The organism is Flagellimonas sp. (genome assembly GCF_965215805.1).
Taxonomy (GTDB): Bacteria; Bacteroidota; Bacteroidia; order Flavobacteriales; family Flavobacteriaceae; genus Flagellimonas.
The window spans coordinates 2,297,776-2,319,368 of record NZ_OZ244124.1; the positions used below are offsets into that span (position 1 = coordinate 2,297,776).

General features: G+C 41.9%; 24 protein-coding genes. 13 read left to right on the plus strand and 11 right to left on the minus strand.

The features are described 5' to 3' along the window. Positions 1-27: 27 nt before the first annotated feature. From ACOOE0_RS10085 to ACOOE0_RS10105, 5 genes are all read right to left on the minus strand, one after another. On the minus strand, positions 28-270 hold the full coding sequence (locus ACOOE0_RS10085; RefSeq protein WP_420398804.1) for a zinc-ribbon domain-containing protein: 243 nt from the start codon (positions 268-270) through the stop codon (positions 28-30). Positions 271-333: 63 nt separating this feature from the next. After that, positions 334-1,530: a hypothetical protein gene (locus tag ACOOE0_RS10090; RefSeq protein ID WP_420398805.1), complete on the minus strand. Its 1,197-nt coding sequence runs from the start codon at positions 1,528-1,530 to the stop codon at positions 334-336. Between the two features lie 121 nt (positions 1,531-1,651). Further along, positions 1,652-2,026 (minus strand): DUF805 domain-containing protein, encoded by a 375-nt coding sequence (locus tag ACOOE0_RS10095; RefSeq protein WP_420398806.1) that lies wholly within the window; start codon positions 2,024-2,026, stop codon positions 1,652-1,654. Between the two features lie 57 nt (positions 2,027-2,083). After that, positions 2,084-2,449 (minus strand): DUF805 domain-containing protein, encoded by a 366-nt coding sequence (locus ACOOE0_RS10100; protein WP_420398807.1) that lies wholly within the window; start codon positions 2,447-2,449, stop codon positions 2,084-2,086. Positions 2,450-2,472: 23 nt separating this feature from the next. Continuing rightward, on the minus strand, positions 2,473-2,613 hold the full coding sequence (locus ACOOE0_RS10105) for a hypothetical protein (RefSeq protein WP_420398808.1): 141 nt from the start codon (positions 2,611-2,613) through the stop codon (positions 2,473-2,475). Between the two features lie 49 nt (positions 2,614-2,662). On the opposite strand from ACOOE0_RS10105, the gene dnaG reads away from it, so the two are divergent. Continuing rightward, positions 2,663-4,636 carry a DNA primase gene (gene dnaG, locus ACOOE0_RS10110; RefSeq protein ID WP_420398809.1) on the plus strand — a complete coding sequence of 658 codons (1,974 nt, stop codon included), beginning with the start codon at positions 2,663-2,665 and terminating at the stop codon, positions 4,634-4,636. A 48-nt stretch (positions 4,637-4,684) separates the two neighbouring features. Here dnaG and ACOOE0_RS10115 read toward each other — a convergent pair whose 3' ends face one another. Further along, a complete protein-coding gene (locus ACOOE0_RS10115; protein ID WP_420398810.1) occupies positions 4,685-5,314 on the minus strand; it encodes a response regulator in 630 nt (209 codons plus the stop codon). 154 nt (positions 5,315-5,468) lie between these two features. Then, positions 5,469-6,257 (minus strand): NAD(+) synthase, encoded by a 789-nt coding sequence (gene nadE / locus ACOOE0_RS10120; RefSeq protein ID WP_420398811.1) that lies wholly within the window; start codon positions 6,255-6,257, stop codon positions 5,469-5,471. Positions 6,258-6,332: 75 nt separating this feature from the next. Here nadE and gldB point away from each other — a divergent pair, with 75 nt between their 5' ends. Together gldB and gldC are read left to right on the plus strand one after the other, a co-directional pair. Then, entirely contained in the window at positions 6,333-7,304 is a 972-nt protein-coding gene (gldB, locus tag ACOOE0_RS10125) for a gliding motility lipoprotein GldB (RefSeq protein ID WP_420398812.1), read from the plus strand. Continuing rightward, positions 7,305-7,640, plus strand: a complete 336-nt coding sequence (gldC, locus tag ACOOE0_RS10130) for a gliding motility protein GldC (protein WP_420398813.1) — start codon at positions 7,305-7,307, stop codon at positions 7,638-7,640. It abuts the gene before it with no gap. Positions 7,641-7,649: 9 nt separating this feature from the next. Here gldC and ACOOE0_RS10135 read toward each other — a convergent pair whose 3' ends face one another. Beyond that, the gene (locus tag ACOOE0_RS10135) at positions 7,650-8,147 is read right to left on the minus strand and encodes a hypothetical protein (RefSeq protein ID WP_420398814.1); all 498 of its coding nucleotides are present in this window, start codon (positions 8,145-8,147) and stop codon (positions 7,650-7,652) included. Between the two features lie 5 nt (positions 8,148-8,152). Next, positions 8,153-8,437, minus strand: coding sequence for a hypothetical protein (locus ACOOE0_RS10140; RefSeq protein WP_420398815.1), 285 nt, complete (start codon positions 8,435-8,437; stop codon positions 8,153-8,155). A gap of 571 nt (positions 8,438-9,008) precedes the next feature. On the opposite strand from ACOOE0_RS10140, the gene ACOOE0_RS10145 reads away from it, so the two are divergent. Further along, a complete protein-coding gene (locus ACOOE0_RS10145) occupies positions 9,009-9,380 on the plus strand; it encodes a GTPase (protein ID WP_420398816.1) in 372 nt (123 codons plus the stop codon). A gap of 15 nt (positions 9,381-9,395) precedes the next feature. Here ACOOE0_RS10145 and yihA read toward each other — a convergent pair whose 3' ends face one another. Both yihA and ACOOE0_RS10155 read right to left on the minus strand, forming a co-directional pair. Then, a complete protein-coding gene (gene yihA / locus ACOOE0_RS10150; protein ID WP_420398817.1) occupies positions 9,396-10,007 on the minus strand; it encodes a ribosome biogenesis GTP-binding protein YihA/YsxC in 612 nt (203 codons plus the stop codon). Between the two features lie 265 nt (positions 10,008-10,272). Continuing rightward, entirely contained in the window at positions 10,273-11,037 is a 765-nt protein-coding gene (locus ACOOE0_RS10155) for an alpha/beta fold hydrolase (RefSeq protein ID WP_138838542.1), read from the minus strand. 265 nt (positions 11,038-11,302) lie between these two features. Here ACOOE0_RS10155 and mraZ point away from each other — a divergent pair, with 265 nt between their 5' ends. The 9 genes from mraZ to murG all read left to right on the plus strand — a co-directional run bounded on the left by mraZ (position 11,303) and on the right by murG (position 21,545). Continuing rightward, positions 11,303-11,758, plus strand: a complete 456-nt coding sequence (gene mraZ / locus ACOOE0_RS10160; protein WP_420398818.1) for a division/cell wall cluster transcriptional repressor MraZ — start codon at positions 11,303-11,305, stop codon at positions 11,756-11,758. Further along, a complete protein-coding gene (gene rsmH, locus ACOOE0_RS10165; RefSeq protein WP_420398819.1) occupies positions 11,751-12,653 on the plus strand; it encodes a 16S rRNA (cytosine(1402)-N(4))-methyltransferase RsmH in 903 nt (300 codons plus the stop codon). Before mraZ ends, rsmH begins: the two co-directional genes overlap by 8 nt. A 136-nt stretch (positions 12,654-12,789) precedes the next feature. Continuing rightward, complete coding sequence (locus ACOOE0_RS10170; RefSeq protein ID WP_420398820.1) at positions 12,790-13,107, plus strand: FtsL-like putative cell division protein; 318 nt, start codon at positions 12,790-12,792, stop codon at positions 13,105-13,107. Beyond that, the gene (locus tag ACOOE0_RS10175; RefSeq protein WP_420398821.1) at positions 13,107-15,116 is read left to right on the plus strand and encodes a penicillin-binding protein; all 2,010 of its coding nucleotides are present in this window, start codon (positions 13,107-13,109) and stop codon (positions 15,114-15,116) included. The genes ACOOE0_RS10170 and ACOOE0_RS10175 overlap by 1 nt, the downstream gene beginning before the upstream one ends. Continuing rightward, a complete protein-coding gene (locus ACOOE0_RS10180; protein ID WP_420398822.1) occupies positions 15,113-16,576 on the plus strand; it encodes a UDP-N-acetylmuramoyl-L-alanyl-D-glutamate--2,6-diaminopimelate ligase in 1,464 nt (487 codons plus the stop codon). Before ACOOE0_RS10175 ends, ACOOE0_RS10180 begins: the two co-directional genes overlap by 4 nt. A gap of 118 nt (positions 16,577-16,694) precedes the next feature. Continuing rightward, positions 16,695-17,915, plus strand: coding sequence for a phospho-N-acetylmuramoyl-pentapeptide-transferase (gene mraY / locus ACOOE0_RS10185; protein WP_420398823.1), 1,221 nt, complete (start codon positions 16,695-16,697; stop codon positions 17,913-17,915). Beyond that, positions 17,916-19,250 carry a UDP-N-acetylmuramoyl-L-alanine--D-glutamate ligase gene (murD, locus tag ACOOE0_RS10190; RefSeq protein WP_420398824.1) on the plus strand — a complete coding sequence of 445 codons (1,335 nt, stop codon included), beginning with the start codon at positions 17,916-17,918 and terminating at the stop codon, positions 19,248-19,250. Positions 19,251-19,252: 2 nt separating this feature from the next. Then, entirely contained in the window at positions 19,253-20,461 is a 1,209-nt protein-coding gene (locus tag ACOOE0_RS10195; protein ID WP_420398825.1) for an FtsW/RodA/SpoVE family cell cycle protein, read from the plus strand. Continuing rightward, positions 20,448-21,545: an undecaprenyldiphospho-muramoylpentapeptide beta-N-acetylglucosaminyltransferase gene (murG, locus tag ACOOE0_RS10200; RefSeq protein ID WP_420398826.1), complete on the plus strand. Its 1,098-nt coding sequence runs from the start codon at positions 20,448-20,450 to the stop codon at positions 21,543-21,545. Before ACOOE0_RS10195 ends, murG begins: the two co-directional genes overlap by 14 nt. Positions 21,546-21,593: the final 48 nt, after the last annotated feature.

The following is a 21,593-nucleotide window of genomic DNA, read 5'->3' on the forward strand; positions in this document are numbered from 1 at the left end:
AATTATTGGATTCGGATTGCGCTCCTTTTATCTGTTAATGGCCCTTTCCATTTCTGCGGAAAACTCTTCTTTATAAAACCCTCTTTTGCAATGGGAACATTCGGCAAAGCTGTTAGCGCCTATTTTAAATAGGGGAATCCAGAAAAAATGGAAATAGTTGGTTTGGGAAACAGAGGTTAGGGTTCCAAATTGGCCACAATGAAGGCAGCTTACCCCACTAAGGGTTTTACTTTCTTTTTTGCCCAGCTTGGTTCCGAAGAAGAGGATCATATAGAAAAATTATACCCCTATAAAAATAGAGGTATAATGAAGGCAAACCAAAACTTTTGACCGCTACTCGGTAACTGTTATTTCCTTTGAAAATGTAGGAGAGTCAGAGTTCATCTCAAAATACTCTATTCTGTACTGTCCTGCATCGAAGACCATGTTTAGATCACATGACTTGCCAGCATCAATTACGCTGTATATTTGAGATTTTGTCTCATAGTCGTATGCAGATATGTTCCAGTTTATTTCTGAACCCAACATATACCATGGTAGTCCTTCTCCAAGCGAGATGATTTTGATTGTTAGTGCTGAACTCTTTTTGAGGTTAACTGCCAAACTAAGATCGTTCCCGTTGTTATGACCTCCAGAATATTGCAATTTGTTCAATTCCAAAATGTTTGGTCCATACTCTCCATTTTCTGGATATTCAATTAGTTTTTCGGTAATTTCAAAATCGGTGCCTTCAACAAATTCTTTTATGTATTTCTCAAAATTTGGGATTTCGGCATCAATATCCAATTCTTCGTAACGAGTCTCCAGGTTTTCACGAATTCCCTCAACATCTAAATAGCCCACATGATTTATCAATTGAGAGCCCAAAGCTTCACTATCCAGTTGACCATCCTCCTTTAAATCCTCACCAATATTGGATAAAAGTTCAGTAAGTTCTCCCTCAGTACGGTACCCATGTAATATTACGGAAGCAGCTAATAACATAGCGTTGTTATCTCCGCTTTGCGAAATATCAAGTAATTCTGAGGATTGCGTTACTTCGCTGCTAAATCCAAAGATGTCCAATACATCATTTTGGGCCTGCTCCTTGGCATCCTTAAAGCTTGAACCTTCACCAATAAGATATTCAACACGTTCTTTCTCCAAATGGGACAGAATGTTCAGGTTGATCGTGGTTTTATCAGATGCATCTGAAATAGCATTCAGAGTCAATTGCGCAGAGGATTGTTCGCCCAATATCTCATTAAAATAAAAGCCATTGGCCTGCAGATGTACAAAGTTAGAGGCCAATTCCACATTATTGATTTCAAAACTTCCCTGACTATTGGTAATCTGGGTATTGAAGGTTTTACCTGTTTGTGATAAATCTTCTTCCAGTTCATTAATGGATATACTGGTTCCATTTACAAAGGGACCTTTTTGCACTGCACCAGACAAGCTACTTTTTAAAATAGGATCATCGACGCTGTTTTCCTTTTCGCACCCAACCAAGACAGCAATAGTGGCCAGACTTAATAATACTTTTTTCATAGTTTACTTTTTAGATTAAAATGTTCATACTTAACGGGGTTGCTGGTTTTCGAATTGAAACACACGTAAAAAGAAGGAAAAGATGTTCTTTTGCTCATTCTGAATTGACGAATGCCCGTTTTCAATTGACGGATGGGGATTTAGGGCACGGCCCATATTGGTTTTCTTCCCTAATGCCATTTTTGACTAGCTGAAGAAAAACCCAAAGCACCCCAACTATGGGGATAAGCAGAATCAAAAGGGTCCAACCACTTTTACCAACATCATGTAATCGTCTTACCGTAGCGGAAAGTGCAGGAAGAAAAACCGCTAATACATACAATATATAGAGCGGCCCAAAACCTATATTTGCTATGGCGATTTCAAAAACATTGTCCAAGGCAACTGCGAATAGGCTAAAGAACAAACAGAACAGTGTGAACATCCAATATTCTGCCCTACGGGCCCTGCCTTTAAAATTTGCGTAGTTTTTTATGACTTGTAAATACCATTCCATTTTATATTGTATTAGGGTTATGTTGCAAAAGGAAGTGGAGGTTGAATTGTGCTTCAGTTAAGCTGGTACCAGTTTGGGATTTGCTCCATAGGCATTTTCATTAGGGTCGCTGTCCTTGACCAATAAGAAAAGCAACCAAAGGGATCCGATAACAGGAATCAATACCACAAAGAGCATTACTCCTTTCTTTCCAACGTCATGTAATCTTCTAACAGCAACAGCCAGCTCAGGAATCAACATCGCAAGGGCGTAGAGTCCATAGATAGGGCCAACACCCATTTGCGCTAATCCAGTAGCATTGTCCACCGAAATGGCAATTCCACTAAAAATGATATTGAACAAGGTAAACATCCAATATTCCGTGCGTCTGGCCCTTCCCTTAAAATCCGCGTACTGTTTTAAAACTTTTAAATACCAATTCATCTTTGTGTTTTTGGTTGGTTGTCCTACTCATATGGCTTTTCGGTTCCGCCCCGTTTTTTGGTTTCTGGACTCCAATTTTCATGGAAAAAGTAGCTCAATCCAGTCAAATTCAAGGGGTTGGTTTGATGGATGCCCCTTTTCAATTGATGGATGCTGCTTTTCAATTAAAATTTTGTTTTTTCGCTACCTTTAAAGGCTATTTAAATCCAAGCGTTGATTTCCAAGACCACCATAGATCAAGTTTATGAGACCGCCCGACTGGAAGAGGTTATTGGGGATTTTGTCCAATTGAAGAAATCCGGTTCCAACTTTAAGGGCTTAAGCCCATTTACGGATGAGCGAACTCCTAGTTTTATGGTGTCTCCAGTAAAGCAGATTTGGAAGGATTTTAGTAGTGGCAAAGGAGGGAATGTGGTAGCTTTTTTAATGGAACATGAGCACTTCAGCTATCCCGAAGCCATTAAGTATTTGGCCAAGAAGTACAATATTGAGGTAGAGGAGACCGAGCAGACCAACGAGCAAAAGGAACAGGCCAACGAACGGGAGAGCATGTACCTGGTTTCGGAGTACGCCCAAACCTATTTTTCCGAATCTTTGTGGGAACGTGAATCGGGCAAGGCCATTGGACTTACCTATTTTAAGGAACGGGGGTTTACCGATGAAACCATTAAAAAATTTGGTCTGGGATACTGTCTAGACAATTGGGATTCCTTTACTAATACAGCATTGGACAAGGGATATCAGCTGGAGTTTTTGGAAAAAACGGGCCTCACCATAGTTAAAGAACAGGCTGGGGACGAATCCAGAAAATTTGACCGCTTTAAGGGCAGGGTCATGTTTCCCATCCATTCCATGAGTGGTCGTGTGTTGGGTTTTGGAGGACGTATTTTAACGAATGATAAGAAAGCCGCCAAATATCTGAACTCTCCGGAAAGCGAGATTTACCATAAGAGTAAGGTGCTTTATGGGATTTATTTTGCTAAACAATCCATAGCCAAAGAAGATAATTGTTACTTGGTTGAGGGTTATACCGACGTGATACAACTCTACCAAAGCGGGGTAAAGAATGTGGTTTCGTCCAGTGGTACCGCCCTGACCCCCGAGCAAATCAGACTCATCAATAGGCTTACCAAGAACATCACCGTACTTTTTGATGGGGATGCTGCCGGTTTACGGGCTTCCCTACGTGGAATAGACCTTATTTTGGAACAGGGAATGAATGTGAAGGTTTGTACTTTCCCCGAAGGGGAAGACCCAGATAGTTTCGCCAAAAACAATTCCTATGAAGATTTGGTGCTGTACTTGGAGGAAAATGCCAAGGATTTTATCCAATTCAAAACGTCACTTTTGGCAGAAGAAGCTGCCAACGATCCCATAAAAAGGGCAGATACGGTGAGGGATATAGTAAATAGCATCAGCAAAATTCCTGACCGAATCAAAAAAGAGATTTACATTCAGGAATGTGCAAAAATAATGCATATTTCAGAGGAGGTGCTGTACAATACCTTGGCCCAAATCGATAAAAAAGGGGTAGCGGATGCTTCCAAAAAGCTTAAGCAGGAGCAAAAAGCCTTTGAAGTGGTGAAGTCCCAGCAGACCGTTGAGAAGGTGGATGTGCAGTACGAACTGGAAAAGCAAATTATTGAATTGCTGTTGTTGTACGGAGGTGAAAAACAGGAATTTGAGGATTTGGTATTGAAAGAAAATGAAGAAGGGGATTTGGTTTTGGAACCGGAAATCGTAGAAGCCAAAGTCTATGAAAAAGTGTACCTGGACCTTCAGGAAGACGAAATTGAACTGACCAATGATCAATTTAGAAGTATTTACTACAAACTAATCGAGGATTTGAATGAACGTGAGGAGTTTACTGTAAATGCTTTTTTATCCAATTTGGACCAAGAAATGGTCAATGAAGTGTCTTCCATTTTGATGGAGGAGGAGCGCTATACCTTACATGATTGGGAACGGAAGGATATTTATCCCAAAGCCAAAAAAATGGGAGTGGCCCAATTAGTGGCCGAAACCATTCTTACCCTACGCTGCAATCTCATAAAAAACCGGATAAAAAAGCTTCAGAAGGACACTGAAGGTAGTAATGGTGACAATTCTGAAGTACTGGAGGAAATTGTGAACTATCTCCAGCTAAATAAGCTTCTCAATGCCAAATTGAATCGGGTACTTTCATAAAAAAATCCCGAACAATTGCCCGGGATTTCAAATTTTATGCTTAGGGTACTAGTACAATTCCAAGGCCTTTGCCTGTTGCAAAAGATCTACCAAGTTGTCCACGTTCAATTTTTTCATCAAACGTGCTTTGTACGTACTTACCGTTTTTTCGTTGAGATTTAAGCCTTCGGCTACCTCTTTGTTTCGCTTTCCGCTGGCCAAGAGTTTCAAGACCTCCACTTCTCTTGAAGAGAGTTTTCTAAAGAACCTTCTTGGTTTTTGCGTTCCTTCGTCAAAAGCAAGTCGTTGGGCCAGTTCATTGGTGATGAACATATTTCCTTCACTTACTTTTCTAACGGCGGTCATGATGTAATCCAAGTCGGCACTTTTGGATAAATATCCAAAGGCTCCGGCCCGAATGGTGCTCAGGGCGTACACATCTTCTGATTGTCCGCTATACATTAAGGTTTTTACTGCGGGGAAATCTTGTTTTAACTTCCTTAGGGTGGCAATCCCGTTGATTTCGGGAATGTCCATTTCCAACATGACTACATCAGGGGAAACTTCTTCCAATGTTCCGAATAGTTCCGAGGTTGTGGAAACATCAGCAATGACCTCAATATCTGAACTATGTTCCAGGACCTGTTTAAGGCCCAAGCGAACAATGGGATGGTTGTCAGCTATTAATACTTTAATCATTTGGTTTGAGTTTTACGTTGTTTAGTACTTAATTCCTTACGTGGCGTAGCAGGCAAGTTAACAAATTGAGAACGTAAAACTGTAATTTTTTTCTTAAAACCTTAGAATTTCTGGGGTTTTTTTCGTCTTAAGCTGGGTTTTTTCGGTCAAAAGGTCATTTTAGGCTTGCAGGAATTTCACAAATTGGTATCGGAATCATCTTATGCTTGTTGGCAGTATTAAACTTTTTAAAAATAGCGAATACTTCCCGTTGTCTGTCAGAAAAATCATCAATCGCCTTTCCTTCATCGTCCATTTGCATGGCCCACTCCAACTCTGGATAGCTGGCACCAATCTGATCTTCATCCGTTCTGCTATCTCCCCAAAGCCCGTCTGTAGGGGCTGCGTCCATAATATCTTGGTTAACGCCAAGAACACTTCCAAGGGCATACACTTCGGTTTTGAGTAGATCAGCAATTGGACTAAGATCTACACCTCCATCCCCGTATTTGGTATAGAAACCAATGCCAAAATCCTCTACTTTGTTCCCAGTTCCGGCCACCAAATAGCCTTTTAGAGCCGCAAAGTAATAGAGGGTGGTCATGCGCAGTCGGGCGCGCGTGTTGGCCAAGGACATAAATCGCTCTTCTTCGTTTTCAACTTCTGGAAGCGCGGCAACCAAGCCGTCGAACACCGGAGTCAAATTTACAGGTTGCCGTTTAACGTTGGGATAGGTTGAAATTAACCAATTGATATGCCTATCTGCCCGGGTAACCTGATTTTTACCCTGATGTATGGGCATCTCCACACATAAGAGGTCCAATCCCGTTTTAGCACATAAAGTAGATGTAACGGCTGAGTCTATCCCTCCGGAAACTCCAATGACAAATCCTTTGCAATTGGCCTTGGTGGCGTAGTCCTTTAACCAGTCAACAATATGTTCGATTACCTTTTCAGTTTGCATATCTTATTTTTTAGATTCAATAATTTACCTTTGTGCCCTGTAAATTTAAACGCTGTAGTGCTAAAAATAAAGAGCTTGCTTGATTACTTTGGATCGCCTGTTTTGGGGCTTTCGTTTCTTCTGTTGGTTGTTGGCTGCAAAAATGAGGACAAAACCGCGGAGGAGGTGGCCAAAATACCCATTGAGCTCTCCATCTCACGTTTTGATTGGGAATTCGCCAATGCCAACCCACAAGATTTACCTGAGCTAAAATCCAAGTACCCTTATCTATTCCCTGCGCAGTTTCCAGATAGTATTTGGGAAGCAAAGCTTACGGATACCATCCAAAAGGAATTGTCAGAAGAAGTGCATAAAGCTTTTGGGGATTTTAAAACCGAGGCAGAAGACTTGGAATCCCTTTTTAGGTATGTGAAATATTATTTTCCAGAGATGAAGCCACCATCGGTGGTGACCGTTACTTCGGATGTAAGATATGACCAGCGTGTGATTCTAACCGATACGCTTTTGTTATTGGGACTGGATAATTATCTGGGACCAGATCATCACTTCTATAGAGGCATTCAAAAATATCTGGCAGCTGGCCTGGACAAGAGGTATCTAACTTCTGATGTGGCCAGCGCAATAGCAAAGAAGGTGGTGAATTATCCAAAAAACCGTTCCTTTTTATCCCGAATGATATATTACGGAAAAGAGTTATATATAAAGGACAAGTTGTTGCCCAATGCATCAAATGGGCAAAAAATGGGTTATTCCGAAGAAGAGATTACGTGGGCCCAAGACAACGAGGAGCAAATATGGCGATACTTTGTTGAGCGGGAACTGCTATATAGTACCGATGCCAAACTGGATAGGCGTTTTTTGGATCCTGCCCCGTTCTCTAAGTTTCAATTGGAGTTGGACAGTGAGTCGCCTGGGAAGTTGGGAAGGTATATGGGCTGGCAAATAGTAAGGGCCTTTATGGACAAGAATGAGTTGAACTTACAGCAAATGTTGGCTTTGTCAGCAGATGAAATTTTTAAGAAATCAAATTACAAACCAAGAAAATAGATGGCAATAGCACATACTTCAGAAATAAAATTAACGGTTGGCCTGGATGAAAATAGGGTTCCAGAGGAATTGCATTGGTCGGCCGAGGACGGTGGTGTAAAGCACGAAGAAGCAAAGGCCATGATGCTTTCTGTTTGGGATAGCAAAAATCAAGAATCCTTAAAGATAGATCTTTGGACCAAGGACATGCCCGTGGATGAAATGAAGGTTTTCTTTCATCAGACTTTGGTGACCATGTCGGATACTTTTATGAAGGCTACGCAAGATGAAAAGATGACGGCAACCATGAAAGATTTTTGCGACTATTTTGCCGAAAAGCTGGAGTTGAAGAAATAACTGTTCCAGCTACGGAATGGGTTGATTGGATTTGTTGAATTGGGCTTTCTCTTCTCCCTTGAGTTGCAAACCAAGTTCAATCTTCTCTTTGGTGGGTCTTAGCAAATACAGGAACAGGATCATTACCCCTGCTATATATAAATAGGTAAGGTTTCCCGTATTTAAAAAGGCTACGGCTCCCAGCAAGGCAGGACCCTCAATCAATGCATATTTTATCAGGGAAGCGGTTTGGAAACGGGCCAGTTTTGTCCGTAATCCATCGATGTTCACTGCAGATGTCATTATCTGTTTAAAGAGTAAGTTTCCTATGAAAATTCCACTTAGGGCAAAAATGGGAACCACGTATATAAAAACATCTTCGGCATTGGTATAATCCAAAAAGGGATGTTCTGTTTGCAAATAGGCAATGACCCCCAGGATAAAAGGCCCTGCCAATAACCCTAGATGAATGATGGACAAGGTTTTTATATAAGAATTCGGTGTAAGTGGTGCGGTGGATTGGTCCATAACAATTAAAGGAAGGTGTCTTTATTGACAAAAGTAAGGTATAAACAAAGGCCATGTACCATTTGGTCAAAACCTAGAACAGGATAAAATATCCGGGGATTATCTTGATATTTCGAAGCCAGTTTGCTAGTGAAAAAATCGGTCACAAAATGCAACAGTGCATTTAATGCCACATAAATCAGGGCCGATTCCAATGGGAAAAGAAAGATGGCAAAACCCCCTAGAACCAAAGAATAGGTTAATACATGTGCGGTTAACCATTTAAGACTGGAACTTTTTTTGACCGCCATATTGCTTGTCTGAAACAAATAGTCCCCCACCCAATGAGCTATTAAGATAAGTGCAAAAGTCATGGGATTAAGATAACGTTTCAGGATTACTATACCTAAATTTTGACATCCAACTTGTTACGCGATAGTGGTTAATCTAATGTAGGGAGACCTCCCGCTCCAATTGAAATATGGAAAATCACTAGGGCCCAAATCAAGTACAACTTGATTGGGATATAAACGAGGAGAAAAAACCCATTAAAAAATCGCTTGTTCCTAAGTTCTAGAAATGCAAGAATAAAATGGATTGGTGAAGTCCCAACTAACAAGAAAATGATTGTTGAAAATATATAGTTAACTAAAGTAAATTGGTTTTGAATGGGTTCGGCAAATGCTATTATGGTGGTTATGACTGCCAAAAGACATAGCAGAAAATCGACACATAGCCAAAACCATATTTTTCTGTAAAGCAAAACAAGTAACATTTGGGGTGTGCTAAAGTACAAAAATCAAAAACTAAATTGCGGTAGATGGTCTATAAGTGCAATAAGCATGTAATCTTTTGGGATTTAAACCTACCTTTAAAGTCCCCATGAATGAGAAAAGTACCGAACTCGTATTTGTATACAACGCCAACTCCGGTGCCCGAAATGCCATTTTGGACAGTATGCACAAAGTGTTTAGTCCTTCAACTTATCAATGCAGCTTGTGCGATATCACCTTTGGCATAGTCTCCGAAAACAAGGAATGGAAGAAGTTTCGGGAGGAAAGCAATATACAAATGGATTTTTTGCACAAGGACGAATTTGCCCAGCAAATAGGCAATCAAGTAGCTGAAAAGTATTCCCTACCAATAGTTTTGGTCAAGGAAAATGAAGGATTGCGAGTTTTGGTTGAAACCAAGGAACTTAATCAACTGGAGTCTGCAAAAAATCTCATTGACCTCATTCAAAAACGTACCTAGCATGCGCAATGCCTTTTATTGATTGGCAAAGAAATCTTTGTTGATGTCGTCAATGTAGCCCAATAGCTCATCCTTGCCCATATGTTTGGACGAGGAGGTGATAAAATAGGGAGGAGCTTCTTCCCAAACCCCTTCCAAAAGTTTTTTTAGGTAGTTGGAAACATAGGTTTCGACGGCCCCAGGTTTTAACTTGTCTGCTTTGGTAAAAACAATGGCAAAAGGGATGGCATTGGTACCCAGCCATTCCATAAATTTCATATCAACCGGTTGGGGTTCATGTCTAATATCCACCAAAACAAAACCACATACCAATTGCTTTCTTTTTTGAAAGTACTCCCGAATGTACTTTTGAAACACTTTTTTGTCCTTTTTGGATACCCGGGCATAGCCGTAGCCTGGTAAATCCACCAAAAACCAGTTCTTGTTGATTTTAAAATGATTGATGAGCTGGGTCTTACCTGGTCTTCCAGAGGTTTTGGCCAAATTTTTCTGATCCATCAGCATATTGATCAATGAGGACTTTCCCACATTGGAGCGACCAATAAAAGCATATTCCGGCAGGGGCTCGTTGGGGCATTTGGCCACGTTGGAATTACTCATTACAAATTCGGCGGAAGTGATTTTCATTGCAGCTGTTAAGAATCAGGGGCAAAGATACAAGACTAGTCGGAATGGACATTGGATTTTTGGCCACTTGGATGGTTGGAGTTAGGCCTTTCAAATTCGAACGCTATAAATGGAAAATAGAAAACTGATTCTAGTCAGCTAATGTCTCCAACAATCCAACAATCGGATAATCGAGTTTGAACTTGAACTTGTGCATTTCTCTGTAATTGGAAGATAAAGGGATTTTACCAAGGATATCTAGCATCCAACTGCTAAGAGCCTTCCGTTAAAACTCCCGTTTTTCCAACCAAGCTTCCAAGACTTTGTTAAACTCGTCAGGATGTTCCATCATAGGTGCATGACCACATTTTTCAATCCAGAACAAGTCGGAATCAGGAAGCAGCTCGTGGAATTCCTCGGCAACGTTGGGTGGGGTAACGGAATCATTTTCTCCCCAAATGATACAGGTAGGGGTATTCATGTGTGGCAAATCCTTGGACATATTATGACGGATGGCACTTTTGGCTATAGCCAAAGTTTTGACCAACTTCATGCGATCGTTTACCGTGGCAAACACCTCGTCCACAATTTCTTTCGTTGCTACTTCAGGGTCGTAGAACACGTCCTGCGCCTTCTTTTTGATGAACTCGTAATCGCCACGTTTGGGATATCCGTCTCCCATGGCACTTTCGTAAAGCCCTGAACTTCCTGTTATGACCAAGGCCTTGACCATTTCGGGAAACATTTTGGTGTGCAAAAGGCCAATATGTCCGCCAAGTGAGTTGCCTAAAAGAATCACATCTTTTAAACCCTTAAATTCTATGAATTCCTCCAAGAATTTGGCAAAATTCTTTACTGTGGTCTTAAGCATGGGCATGTCATAGATGGGAAGTTCGGGGATGAGTACTTGGTAGCCCTTGGAGGGAAAGTACTCGGATACACCCTGGAAGTTGCTCAATCCCCCCATCAAGCCATGTAGGATGATCATTGGGGTTCCTTCACCTATTTCAATATATCTGAATTTACCTTCCTTAATGATTTGGTCTTCCATCTACGATCAGTTGGTCCTTGGTAGGCAAATATAGACAATTCAGACTACACAAAACTTGACTTTGAACGCGTCTTCAAAATGGGGAATTTATACATGGGTTTTGACCGCTGGATAGACCAAATGGATTCTCGGTATCATTTCATGCCCGTAATTCCGCTTTTCATCTAAAAAGTGGAGAATTTATTAACAAAAGTGTTTTTAAGTGGAGAAATGTGGAAATAAAATCTATATATTTGAGTTATGGTTTATAACTAATTGATTTCGAGTGACCCATATCATAGGACAACATGATTGTAAAGCTGACACCAAAGGTAGGGTGATTTTGCCCATATCCCTTAAGAATCAGCTGTTGCCTGTTTTGAAGGATGGGTTTGTGATCAAACGGTCTGTTTTTCAGCAATGTTTGGAGCTGTATCCCAAGCAGGAATTTGATGTTTTAATGCAGAAAGTGATGAAGAAAAGCAAGATCAATCGCAAGTACGATGCCTTTGTTCGAAACTTCGTGGCCGGAATGAAAGAGTTGTCCATTGACGGCGATACCGGGAGAATTCAGATTCCGAGAAACCTAGTGGAATATGCGGGCATTGAAAAAGAAGTGGTCCTTAATGCGGTGTTTGACAAGATAGAGATCTGGAGCAAGGACAAATATGAAAAAGTCCTGGCGGAAAGCGAAAAGGATTACGCGGATTTGGCAGAGGAGATTTTTGCTGACGATGAGTAGTCAATACCATGACCCCGTTTTGCTGCAAGAATCAGTTGACGGGTTGAATATAAAAGAAAATGGAGTGTATGTGGATGTCACCTTTGGTGGCGGAGGGCATTCCAAGGAGATTTTGAAACGGCTGGGTAAGGAAGGTAAGTTGTTTGCCTTTGATCAGGACGAGGATGCACTGGCCAACGCCATTGATGACGATAGATTTCAATTGATCAACCAAAACTTTCAATTTCTAAAGCAGTATTTAAAGTTCTATGGCATTCGGAAAGTTGACGGAATCTTGGCAGATTTTGGGGTGTCTTCGCACCAATTTGATGAAGCTGAACGTGGTTTCTCCATTCGGTATGATGCCGAATTGGATATGCGGATGAACAGAAACAGCGAATTGTCCGCTTACGAAGTGGTCAATACCTATTCCCAAGAAGATTTAGCAGCAGTTTTATTTCAGTATGGCGAATTGCGAAATGCCAAAGCATTGGCAAAAACCATAGTCGATTATAGAACTGAACAACCCATCAAGACCACGGACCAGTTGAAAGCGGTTTTGCAAAGGTTTCTGCCCAAGATGAAGGAGAACAAGATTTTGGCACAAATCTATCAGGCTATAAGGATTGAGGTTAACCAGGAAATTGAGGTCTTGAAGGCGTTTTTGCAACAAGCACCAGATCTATTGGAGGCAGGAGGGAGATTAAGCCTGATCAGTTACCACTCTTTGGAGGATCGTTTGGTAAAGCGATTTATCCGTGCTGGTAAGTTTGAAGGGGAGCCGGAAAAGGATTTTTATGGAAACATCAACGTTCCCTTAAAAAAAGTGGGTGGACTCATAGTTCCGACAACCGAAGAAATAGCCAGGAATAACAGGGCGAGAAGTGCAAAACTCCGCATTGCGGAACGCATATAAGATGTATGCCCATTAGAGGGTATCTGTGAAATTCGTGTCAAGCCGATGATGGATTTTGGGTGTTTGCACAGAGCACTGTTTAAGAATAAGACATTTGGATTGTCGCCTTTGCGGAAATGACAAAAGAAACATAGAAATGAAAAAAGGATTACTGGACATACTAAAAGGAAAGTTTTTGGTGAGTGGGGATGCTCCCAAGAACTGGATGTTTTTGTTGTTTGCCTCTTTCTTGGCGGCCATGATGATCTCCAGTAGCCACAACGCCGATAAAAAGGTACATGAAATCGCAGCCTTGAACGAAGAGGTGAGAAAACTTAAAAGCGAATTCTTCAAGCACCGTTCCACTGTACAACAGCTCAAACTGGAGTCCACTTTAAGGGAGACCGTTGCCGTTGAAGGTTTGGCGCCATCAAAAAATCCACCACAAAAAATCAAAGTAAAGTCTGAAGATTAATGGCCATCACCGAAAAAAATATCATGAATCGCCTATACCTTGTCGCAGGATGTCTGCTGGTATTTGCTATTGCCGTGGTGGTGCGTTTGGTGGATATCCAAATGGTCAAAGGGGAAGAATATAAGGAGTTGGCCCTTAATAAGACCGAAAAAATGTTCACCATAGAGCCAAACAGGGGCAATCTGTATTCGGATGATGGAAGTTTGTTGGCTGCTTCAGTGCCCAAATATGAGATTCGGTTTGATGCCAAAACGGTATCCGAAGAAAATTTCACCGAAAACGTGGCTGCCCTATCCGATTCCTTGGGGAATATGTTCAATAGGCCTTCTTCGTATTATCGGAAGTTGTTCAGAAAAGCCAGGGCCAATGGCAATCGTTACAAATTGGTGGCCCGCAATGTGGATTACTTGGATTACGTCCGCATCAAACAATTCCCTCTTTTTGAAAAAGGACCCTATAAAGGTGGTTTCATCGAAACCCATCGAGTGGTTCGGGAATATCCGCTGGGTAAAATGGCGGCTCGAAGCATTGGTTATGAACGCGTGGATGAAAATGGATACTATACCCGAGTTGGTTTGGACGGAGCCTTTGGGGAGCGATATTTGAGAGGTAAGGAGGGTAAGCGCCTTAAGCAAAAAATAGCCAAGGGACAATGGAAACCCGTAGGCTTGGACAATATTGTGGAGCCTCAGGATGGTTTGGACGTGGTATCGACCATTGATATCAGCATCCAGGACATTGCGCACCATGAATTACTGGCACAATTGGAAAAGTATCAAGCAGACCACGGCTGCGTGGTGGTCATGGAAACAAAGACGGGAGAGGTGAAGGCCATTTCCAATTTGGGGAGGACATCAGAAGGGAAATACTATGAAAAACTCAACTACGCTGTTGGGGAATCCCATGAGCCTGGTTCCACCTTTAAGTTGATGTCACTTGTGGCCGCTTTGGAGGATCAAGTAGTGGACACCAGTTCGGTCATCGATACGGAAAAAGGAAGGTATCGAATCTATGATAGGGTGGTCAAGGATTCAAAATGGGGCGGTTACGGAAAGATTTCCGTTTCAGAAGCATTTGCAGTTTCCTCAAATACGGCTTTTGCCAAAATGATTCATGAAAACTACAAGGAAACTCCGGGAAAATTTGTGAACCGCTTAATGAACATGGGGCTGCATAAAAAGCTGGATTTACCCATAATCGGAGAAGGAAAACCTGTGATCCGCTATCCTGGCGATGAAGGTTGGTCCGGTATTTCATTGGGGTGGATGTCGCATGGTTATGAAGTTTCACTTACGCCCATGCAAACCCTGGCATTTTACAATGCCATTGCCAATGATGGTGAGATGGTAAAACCAAGATTGATCAAGGCGGTAAAAGAAGGGAACAAAGTATTGAAAAGGTTTGATAAGGAGGTGGCCAATGCATCCATTTGTTCGGAGGAAACGGTTAAAAAGGTAAAACACTTGATGAAGGAAGTGGTGGAAAAGGATTATGGAACAGGTCATAAACTGTATTCCAAAAACTTTTCCATGGCCGGTAAAACAGGAACCACACAAAAGAACTATGTGGCCAAGGACCCGGATAAATTGGCTTATATCTCGTCCTTTGCAGGCTATTTCCCAGCGGATAACCCCAAATATTCCTGCATTGTGGTCATTCATGAACCCGATAAGAGTGTGGGTTACTACGGTGCTGACGTTTCCGGTCCCGTATTCAAGTCCATGGCCCAAAAAATATATGCCACATCGCCCATTACGGATGAAGTAAAGGGTAAAGCTTTCAACGGAGAGCTTTTGGATGAAAGATATAAGCAATACTATGCCCATGTGCAAAAAGAGCATCCAAGAGTGCCCAATGTAAAGGGTATGTGTGGAATGGATGCGGTATCCCTGCTGGAAAATTTGGGATTGGAAGTGGAAGTAAGGGGTAACGGTAAGGTGAAAAAACAATCGGTCAATCAAGGAACAGATATCAATCAGGTTACAAAAATTGTGTTGGAACTTTCATGAAATTGTTGAAGGACATATTATATGGAGTAAGTCTGTCTGCCGTAAGTGGGGATACAAACGTTATGATCAATAACGTGCATTTTGATTCCAGAGAGGTAGCAATGGATGATGTCTTTGTGGCTGTAAGAGGAACCCTAACGGACGGCCACAAGTACATTCAGAAAGCGGTGGAGTTGGGTGCAAAAGCTGTAGTTTGTGAAGAACTTCCGGATATTTTGGTCAATGGCGTTACCTATTTGAAAGTAGCAGATAGTAACAGTGCACTTGCTGTTTTGGCCTCCAATTTTTATGACAATCCGTCCAAAAACCTAAAACTGGTCGGGATTACGGGTACCAATGGAAAAACAACGGTAAGCACCTTATTGTACAATTTGTTCAAAAAGGCAGGCTATAAAGTTGGATTGATTTCTACCATCAAGATTATGGTGGATAACCAGGAATACAAAACAAGCCATACTACTCCGGATGTGTTGACCATTAATCAACGACTTGCCCAAATGAACGAGGAAGGGGTGGAGTTTTGTTTTATGGAAGTGAGTTCCCACGGGATACATCAAAAACGGTCGGAAGGATTACACTTTGCAGGTGCCATTTTCACCAATCTCTCCCATGATCATTTGGACTACCACAAGAATTTTGCGGAATACAGGGATACCAAAAAGAAGTTGTTTGATGCCCTCCCAAAATCCGCTTTTGCCTTAACCAATCTTGATGATAAGAATGGGAAGGTAATGTTGCAGAACACCAAGGCCAGAAAGCAAACCTATGCCCTAAAAACCTATGCGGATTATAGGGCCCAAATTTTGGAAAAGCAGTTCAATGGGCAGTTGTTGAAGATTGATGATAATGAACTGTGGTCAAAGCTTATAGGCGATTTTAATGCCTATAACTTACTGGCAATTTATGCCACAGCAGACCTTTTGGGCTTGGAAAAAATGGAAACCTTGAAACTTATCAGTGAGCTGGAAAACGTTGACGGTAGGTTCCAATATTTTATATCGAAAGAGAAAATTACGGCTATTGTTGATTATGCCCATACGCCGGATGCATTAAAAAATGTGTTGGTTACCATCAACGCATTGAGGACTGGAAATGAAAACGTCATCACCGTAGTGGGGTGTGGTGGTGATCGTGACAAGTCTAAGCGTCCGGTTATGGGTCATATCGCCTCAGAAATGAGCAATCAGGCCATATTTACATCAGACAATCCCAGAACCGAGTCCCCAACCACAATTATTGAGGAAATGGAGGCAGGGGTGGAACCCCAAAACACCAGAAAGGTGTTGTCCATTGAAAACAGGAAACAGGCCATTAAGACAGCTTGCAAACTGGCTTTGGCCAACGATATCATTCTTGTGGCGGGCAAAGGCCATGAAACCTATCAGGAAACGGATGGGGTCCGGGTGGATTTTGATGATTTTAAAGAAGTAAAAGAGGCCCTTGAGGGTCTTGGAAAGTAATATTGAAAAGAAAGATGAACCAAGAAACAAGAGACAAGATTCAGGAATCTAGACTTGGCATGTAGCCGTTGTGTATCCAATGTATTTTGTCTCATGTCTATCATCTAATATCTAGCGAATGCTGTACTATTTATTTGATTATTTAGAGAAACAATACCAACTGCCCGGAGCAGGACTCTTTGGGTTCCTAACTTTCCGCGCAGCCATGTCCGTGCTTTTATCCCTTTTAATAGCCATGGTTTACGGTAAAAGAATCATTCTCTTCCTTCAAAAAAAGCAGATAGGGGAAAGTATTCGTGATTTGGGCCTGGAAGGACAGCAACAAAAGGCGGGTACACCCACCATGGGAGGACTGATCATCATTATGTCTACCCTAATTCCGGTCTTGTTGTTTGCCGATATAAAGAACATCTATGTCATCCTATTGGTAATAACTACCATATGGATGGGCATCATTGGCTTTGTGGATGACTATATCAAGATCTTCAAAAAAGACAAACAAGGATTAAAGGGACGCTTCAAGATTATGGGGCAGGTGGTATTGGGTCTTATCGTGGGCTCCATTATGTATTTCCATCCGGAAGTGACCATTAAGGAAAAGGATAGCACCCGAATTACGGAAAATTTTAAGGTTGAAACCGTTTTTGGTCAGGAGACCAAATCCGTTATGACCAATGTGCCCTTTTTTAAGAACAACGAGCTGGACTATGCCGAGTGGATTTCTTGGACGGGGGAGGGCATGGAAAGTTATGCCTGGCTCATATTTATTCCCGTAGTGATTTTGATTGTTACCGCAGTTTCCAATGGGGCCAACCTTACGGATGGGATTGATGGCCTGGCAGCGGGTTCTTCGGCAATAATAGCATTGGCACTTGGGATATTTGCCTGGGTGTCAGGGAACATCCAATTTTCGGATTATTTGGACATTTTCTATATCCCAAGGGTAAGTGAGCTTTTGATTTTTATCGCGGCCTTTGTTGGGGCCCTGATAGGATTTTTATGGTATAACGCTTATCCAGCACAAGTCTTTATGGGAGATACGGGTAGTTTGACCATAGGTGGGGTTATTGCGGTGATCGCCATTATTGTAAGAAAGGAATTGTTGATTCCCATTTTGTGTGGGATCTTCTTTGCCGAAACCTTGTCGGTAATGTTGCAGGTGAGCTATTTCAAAAGGACCAAGAAGAAATACGGTGAAGGCAAACGATTGTTTTTAATGGCTCCGTTGCATCATCATTTTCAGAAGAAAATGTACCATGAAAGCAAGATAGTAACCCGCTTTTGGATCATTGGAATATTTCTGGCCATCGTGAGTATCGTCACCTTGAAGATTCGGTAGATGGCACGCTTGGTGGTACTTGGTGGGGGAGAAAGCGGTGTGGGAACCGCCATTTTGGGACTAAAAAAAGGATTTGAGGTCTTTGTTTCGGACAAAGGTAAAATCCAAGAAGATTATAAAAAAGTTCTTGAACATTTTGAGATTGAATGGGAGTCGGGACAGCATACGGAAGCTAAGATTCTGAATGCTGACCTGGTGATGAAAAGCCCTGGGATTCCGGATAAGGTTCTCTTGGTTCAGCAATTGGTGAATAAAGGGATTCCGGTCATTTCTGAAATTGAGTTTGCATCAAACTATACCGATGCCAAACTCATAGGAATTACTGGAAGCAATGGAAAAACCACCACGACCATGTTGACCTATCACCTGCTAAAGGAAGAAGGTCTGCATGTGGGAATGGCAGGAAACATTGGCGATAGCTATGCTAAAATGGTGGCGCAGGAGGATTTGGATTCTTATGTGTTGGAGATAAGCAGTTTCCAATTGGATGGCATCGTGGATTTTAAACCGAACATTGCCATCATCACCAATATCACCCCCGATCACTTGGATAGGTACGATTACAAGTTTGAAAACTATATCGCCTCCAAATTTAGGATTGCCATGAATCAAGATCACAATGATTATCTGATTTATGATGCTGATGATCCAGTGATTGGTGAATGGCTTTTGCAAAACCCGGTTCAATCCAAATTGTTGCCCTTTTCATTAAAGGCAAAACAGGAAAATGGAGCTTGGCTCGATAAGAATATTATAAAGATGAATGTAGAACATAAAACCTTGGAAATGAGCACAGATATTTTGGCCTTGGATGGTCAGCACAACGTAAAAAACACCATGGCAGCGGGTTTGGCAGCCCTATTGGTGAATGTGAGAAAGGAAACTATCCGCAAGAGTATCCAGTCTTTCCAGGGGGTACCGCATAGATTGGAAAAAGTATTGAAAATCAATCATGTAGAGTATGTGAATGATTCCAAGGCAACCAATGTGAATGCTACCTATTATGCCCTTGATGGTATAAAGAAGCCCATTGTTTGGATTGTGGGTGGCGTGGATAAAGGCAACGATTATTCGGAATTAATGCCTTTGGTAAGGGAGAAGGTAAAGGCCATTGTGTGTTTGGGGATGGACAATTCCAAACTCAAGGAAGCCTTTGGTAATGTCATTGATTTGATGGTCGAGACCTATTCCATGGAAGAAGCGGTCAAGGTGGCCTATAAAATTTCAGAGCGCGGGGATTCCGTATTACTGTCTCCCGCCTGTGCCAGCTTCGACCTTTTTGAAAACTATGAGGATCGGGGAGATCAATTTAAAAAAGCGATTAAAAATTTATAGAAATGCTATCGGTATTTAAAAATCTGAAAGGGGATAAAGCCATTTGGGGACTCGTGGCCCTACTGGCCCTTTTCTCATTTTTGCCGGTTTACAGCGCCAGTACCAATTTGGTCTATGTCAATGATGATGGAACTACTATTGGACATTTGGTAAAACATGGGGTGTTGTTGTTTTTGGGGTTTGGAATTATCTATGCGGTTCACCGAATACCCACCCACTACTTTAAGGGACTTTCCATAATAGCATTGCCCATCGTTCTCATTCTATTGGCATATACCCTAACTGTGGAAACTAAAATTGGGGGCGTTACGGCCAATAGATGGATTAAGATTCCCTTTGTGGGAGTCAACTTTCAGACCTCCACATTGGCATCCGTGGTGTTGATGATCTGGGTGGCCAGATATCTTACCAAGATCAAGGATACGGTAATCACATTTAAGGAAAGCATTTTGCCACTTTGGTTACCAACTGCCCTAGTGGTCTTGTTAATACTCCCAGAGAATTTCTCAACAGCGGCCATCATCTCTTTCATGGTATTGGTACTCTGTTTTTTGGGTGGATACCCGCTAAAATATCTGTTTAGTATTGTTGGTGCTGGGTTAGTGTTGGGAGCCATGTTTATGTTCGTGGTCTTCAAAACCCCTGAAGTGATTCCCGGGCAGCGGGCCACAACATGGAAATCAAGAATTGAGACCTTCTGGAGTCCCGAAAAAGCGGATAAGGATGATTTGCACCAATTGACCTTGGCTAAAATTGCCATTGCGGAAGGTGGAGTGGTTGGGAAAGGAGCTGGAAAAAGTGTGATCAAGAACATGTTGTCCCAAAGCACCTCGGATTTCATTTTTGCAATCATTATTGAAGAATATGGATTGTTGGGCGGGGGTGCATTGTTGTTTTTCTATTTGCTATTGCTGTTTCGGATAGTGGTGGTCGCCAATTCGGCCAAGACCATTTTTTCCAAGCTTTTGGTCATAGGTGTGGGCTTGCCCATCGTTTTTCAGGCCTTTATCAATATGGCGGTGGTGGTTCAGTTGTTTCCCGTAACTGGACAACCCTTGCCGCTTATAAGTATGGGAGGAACCTCCATTTGGATGACCTGTATGGCCATTGGAATTGTGTTGAGTGCCAGCAATAAAAATGAAAATTTGGAGGAGGAATCCTATGATATAGATGAAACCAATCCTTTAGAAGTATTAAGTGGGCAACTATAGGTTTATACTTTCTGGGGGAGGTACGGGAGGACATATTTATCCGGCCATTGCCATAGCTGGCGAGCTTAAAAAAAGGCATCCAAACGCGGAGTTCCTTTTTGTGGGGGCCAAGGATAAAATGGAAATGGAAAAAGTACCACAGGCGGGCTATAAAATAGAAGGGCTGTGGATAAGCGGATTACAACGGAAACTGACATTGAAAAATCTCATGTTTCCCTTTAAACTGATAAGTAGTTTGTTGAGAGCGCGCAACATAGTAAAGAGGTTTCAACCCGATGTAGCTATCGGCACCGGGGGATTTGCAAGCGGACCGCTATTGCGAGTGGCGGCAGGTTCCCGGGTGCCATGTGTGCTTCAAGAACAGAATTCCTATGCAGGAATTACCAACAAGATTTTAGCTGGGAAGGCCCAAAGTATTTGTGTGGCCTATGATGGAATGGAAAAGTTTTTCCCGAAGGAAAAGATTGTAAAAACGGGAAATCCAGTGCGGCAAGATTTGGTGAATTTGCAAGTAGGACAAAAACAGGCGCTGGAAACCTTCGGTTTGTATGAAGGAAGAAAAACAGTATTGATTCTTGGTGGAAGTTTAGGTGCTAGACGCATCAATCAGTTGATAGAACAGCAACTCGATTTTTTCAAACAACAAAACGTGCAGCTGTTGTGGCAATGCGGGAAACTGTACCACGATGAATACAAAAAATACGATTCGGATAGCGTAAGGGTTATGGCCTTCATCAACAAAATGGACCATGCCTATAGCGCAGCGGATTTTATTATTTCCCGATCGGGGGCCAGTTCCGTGTCTGAATTGTGTCTGGTGGGCAAACCTGTGATTTTTATCCCGTCGCCCAACGTGGCCGAAGATCACCAAACCAAAAACGCACAGGCATTGACATCCAAAAACGCGGCCGTGTTATTGAGAGAATCCGAATTGGAATCCAAGTTTGAAACCGTATTTGGGGAATTAATAGAATCAGAGGAGAAACAAGCCGAATTAAGCTCGAATATTAAAAAACTGGCTTTGCCAAAGGCCACTGAACATATCGTTGACGAGATTGATAAGTTGTTAAAAGTTAAAAGTTAATTGTTGAAAGGATTTTTGGGATTTGGGATTTGAAATTTTTTGCTTGAC